General features: G+C 60.4%; 3 protein-coding genes and 1 pseudogene. 3 read left to right on the top strand and 1 reads right to left on the bottom strand.

The window, feature by feature from the left end:
• From MOV75_RS31675 to MOV75_RS31665, 3 genes and pseudogenes are all read left to right on the top strand, one after another.
• A pseudogene (locus tag MOV75_RS31675) lies at positions 1-180 on the top strand (DNA alkylation response protein); the annotation flags it as partial.
• A gap of 115 nt (positions 181-295) precedes the next feature.
• Positions 296-1066: a CPBP family intramembrane glutamic endopeptidase gene (locus MOV75_RS31670; protein ID WP_246925712.1), complete on the top strand. Its 771-nt coding sequence runs from the start codon at positions 296-298 to the stop codon at positions 1064-1066.
• A 261-nt stretch (positions 1067-1327) separates the two neighbouring features.
• Entirely contained in the window at positions 1328-2656 is a 1329-nt protein-coding gene (locus tag MOV75_RS31665; RefSeq protein WP_246925711.1) for a toll/interleukin-1 receptor domain-containing protein, read from the top strand.
• Between the two features lie 77 nt (positions 2657-2733).
• On the opposite strand, the gene MOV75_RS31660 is transcribed toward MOV75_RS31665, so the two are convergent.
• On the bottom strand, positions 2734-3413 hold a 680-nt coding region (locus tag MOV75_RS31660), incomplete at its 5' end, for an AEC family transporter (protein ID WP_247007286.1).

Raw genomic sequence — 3413 nt, 5'->3', positions numbered from 1 at the left:
CGGCTTGCGGTCGAGAAGCTGGCGCTGCTGGCGGCTGCTGCGGCGCTCAACGGCGTGTCGCCGCGCCATGCCGAACTGTTCGCGAGCACGCGTCTTGCGGCCAATTACGCCAGCATGTACGGCGCCGTGGAGCTGGAGAACGGTGACGTGCGTGCGCTGCTGGAGCGCGCGCTGCCGTGAATATTTGTTCCGTCATTCCGGGGCGCCCGAAGGGCGAACCCGGAATATCGAGATTCCGGGTTCGGTCCTATGGACCGCCCCGGAATGACGGTGTTGTTCCAACGAAAGCCCGCTGATGGATTCCCTCAATCCCGATCATCCGCCGCTGACCGTGACGCCTGCGGAACAGGCGCCACGCGTCTGGAAGTTCTGGGGCACGGCGCTGTGGGGCCTCTTCGTCTTCGTCGCGATGTTCGTCGGGCAGATCGGCGCCGTCGTTCTGCTGGCGGCGCAGCGTGGCCTTCCCATGGACCTCGCCTCGGTCCAGCTCGTCGGCCGCGAGCCCCAGACGCTCGCGCTGTCGGTCATCATGGGCCTGCCGGCGACGCTTTTCGCGGTGTGGCTCGCCATTGCCATCAAGAAGGCCTCCTTCGTCGACTATCTCGCGCTGCATTGGCCGTCCTGGAAGCAGCTCCTGTTCGGTGCCGTCGGCCTCATCCTGATCGTGCTGGTCTGGGAGACGATGTCGCGCGCGCTCGGCCGCGAGGCGACGCCGGGCTTCATGACCGATCTCTTGAAATCGGGTCGCGACAAGGGCGCAGCGTTGTTGCTCCTGTTCGCCTTCAGCGTGGCCGCGCCGATGTCGGAAGAGATTCTGGCGCGCGGCTTCCTCTATCGCGGCTGGTCGGCGAGCTTCCTGCGCGTACCGGGCGCGATCCTGTTGTCGTCGCTGGTCTGGACAATCGTGCACCTGCAATACGACATGTACTTCCTCGCCGAGGTCTTCACCATCGGCCTGTGGTTTGGCTACATGCGTTATCGCGCGGGCTCGCTCTGGCTCACCATCATCCTGCACGCGCTGAACAATTTGACCGCGGTGGTGCTGACGATGTGGCTGGGGAGCTGAGCGGACGCCTGCCGCTTCCCCAACTGCAGCGGATAAAAGACCCGCGGTGTCAGCGGGTCAGATTGGTATCGCCGGCCACTGCCTTGCGAGTTCCCGGCCTTGTTGACAAAACATCCCAAGGTAGAATGAGCTTGTCACGCATCCCGCGATCGGCTTGAATGCGGAAATTAGCCAGGGGCGCTTTCGCACGCGACGCACGGCCCCGCCCAATTTTTTAACTTGATTTTTGAGCTTGTCCCACGCGGAGCGATTGGAGGGGCCATGTCCGATTTAACGATTTTCATCAGCCACAAGATGCCGAAGGATAGTGAGGCGGCTCGCCGTATCGGAAATTTGATTGCCTCGTACTCCGGCAACAAGATCAAGATCGTCCTAGCGGAGGATTTTCAGAAGGGCAGAGAACTTACTCCGGAGATCACAGCAGCGATCCAGAGTGCGGACATCTTTCTGCTGCTCTACACTGGCGAGGATCAGGATTGGGGATACTGTCTGCTCGAGGCTGGCCAATTCCAAACGGCTCTGAGCAAGGACGAAAAAAGATCTATTGTCGTTTTTCACGATCCGAGTGTTAGCAAGCCGAGAGCGCTGAGCCAGTACATATCGGTGCCGATATCGTCGGACCAGGTTTACGATTTCCTGGAGCAGATATACGTCGAAAGAGATATCTACCCAGGTATCGACACGGCATTCTTGCGCAAGACTGCCACCGACATTTGCAGATGGTTCGACTATACGCACGTCACCGCGATTAATTTTGATCTCGTTCCAAACTTCTCAATCGAATTGAGCCGCACAAAACAGAATGAAGACTGCCTGGAGCTGGAGAATCTGCCAGCGGATGCGCTATTTATGGGAACCCAGGATTGGGAGGCGCTGTTCGGGAAGGACGTGTCAACGGGCGCTTGGAACTGGAAGGATTTGTCCTCCGATTGGGTCGATCGCGACATCTACGAGCCTGAACTCGCGCGGATGCTGCGGAGCGCCTCCAAGAAGAAGGCGCCCTTGGGATGTTTCATTCGGCCCACCGGGTCCGACGACCTGTTCCGGCTTACCCTCCGGCGCTACGAAGAGATCGACGGCGCGAGCCGATTGAAGTTCTACTTCACTGCAGCGCCGATCGACATTCCGATCTTCGGAATCCACGACACCACAAACAAGGAGGAACTTGCCGTCTACAATATGATCAACATCACTTGGTATGCGCGACGAAAGCTGATTGATCAATTGTATGACGAGCTGTTGGGATACGTGAATTCGTCGCAAGCTGAGGCTGTGAAAGTCCATAACGTCGTCTTGAAAATACGGGACGAACTGCGAAGTCTGGAAATACAGAGCAATATACGCGGGATTTCGAAGCCGATGGACGCTCGCGGTGTGGCGCCTCTGACCAAGACGATGAAGGATGAGGTCAGCTGGAACGACCTGCTGAAGACCATACTCGAATGCTCCAGGAAGGAGCCGATCGACATCAAGACGATCGCGCAATCCCTGTATGAGATCGCGAAAATGAACCGCGACTACTATCAGTTGAGCGCGCAAAAATATGCCGATATCGCTCAGAATCTCCAGTTGCCCCCGGCACCTCCGTAAGACAGAAGCGGCGCCATCCGTGCGGGCGGAGCCGCTCGGTCGGGACGACTACGATCGGTCGGCGTTAGGCCGTTCGCTCAAGCCACCAGCGCGATCGCGATCGGCATGGTGATCGCCGCCAGAATCGTCTGCAGCGTGATGATCTGCGCCAGCAGCGGCGCATCGCCGCCCATCTGGCGGGCGAGAACATAGGCGCTCGACGAGGTCGGGACCGCCGAACAGATCGCGACGATCGCCAGGCTGTCGCCCGACAGCCCGAACCAGACGGCGAGGACGAGGGCAAGTGCCGGCATCAGCACCAGCTTGAAGACGACGCCGATCGCAGCGCTGGCGCTTGGGCGCAGCAGGCCTTCGAGATGCAATCCCGCGCCGGTGACGAGCAGGCCGATCGCGAGCGAGGAGCGGCTGAGCGCGTCCGCCACCTCATGCCAGAGTTTTGGCAGCGGCAGGTGGGTGACATTGACCAGGAGCCCGATCGCACAGGCCCAGATCAGGGGATTGCGGACCAATGTCATGACGATGGCACGGCCGGATTGCTTCTCGGGCGCGGCATAATGCGCGAGCACGGCGACGCTGAACACGTTGACGAGGGGAATGATGGCGACCATGGCCACGGAGGCGAGCGCCAGCCCGACGTCGCCGAACATGTTGGCGCAGACGGACAGCCCGACGAAGGTCTGCCAGCGTGTCGCGCCCTGGAAGATCGAGGTGAAGGCGGGGCCGTCGATGCCGAGCCGCGCCAGGGCGGGGCGGAGCG

This window comes from Bradyrhizobium sp. PRIMUS42 (assembly GCF_023006515.1).
Taxonomy (GTDB): Bacteria; Pseudomonadota; Alphaproteobacteria; order Rhizobiales; family Xanthobacteraceae; genus Bradyrhizobium.
Note: the sequence above shows the minus strand (reverse complement) of the source record. Positions and strands in the feature narration are given on the sequence as shown.

Bases quoted from the DNA above. Each gene is read 5' to 3' on its own strand.
- MOV75_RS31670 (WP_246925712.1), top strand. From the start codon at position 296: ATGGATTCCCTCAATCCCGATCATCCGCCGCTGACCGTGACGCCTGCG.
- MOV75_RS31665 (WP_246925711.1), top strand. From the start codon at position 1,328: ATGTCCGATTTAACGATTTTCATCAGCCACAAGATGCCGAAGGATAGT.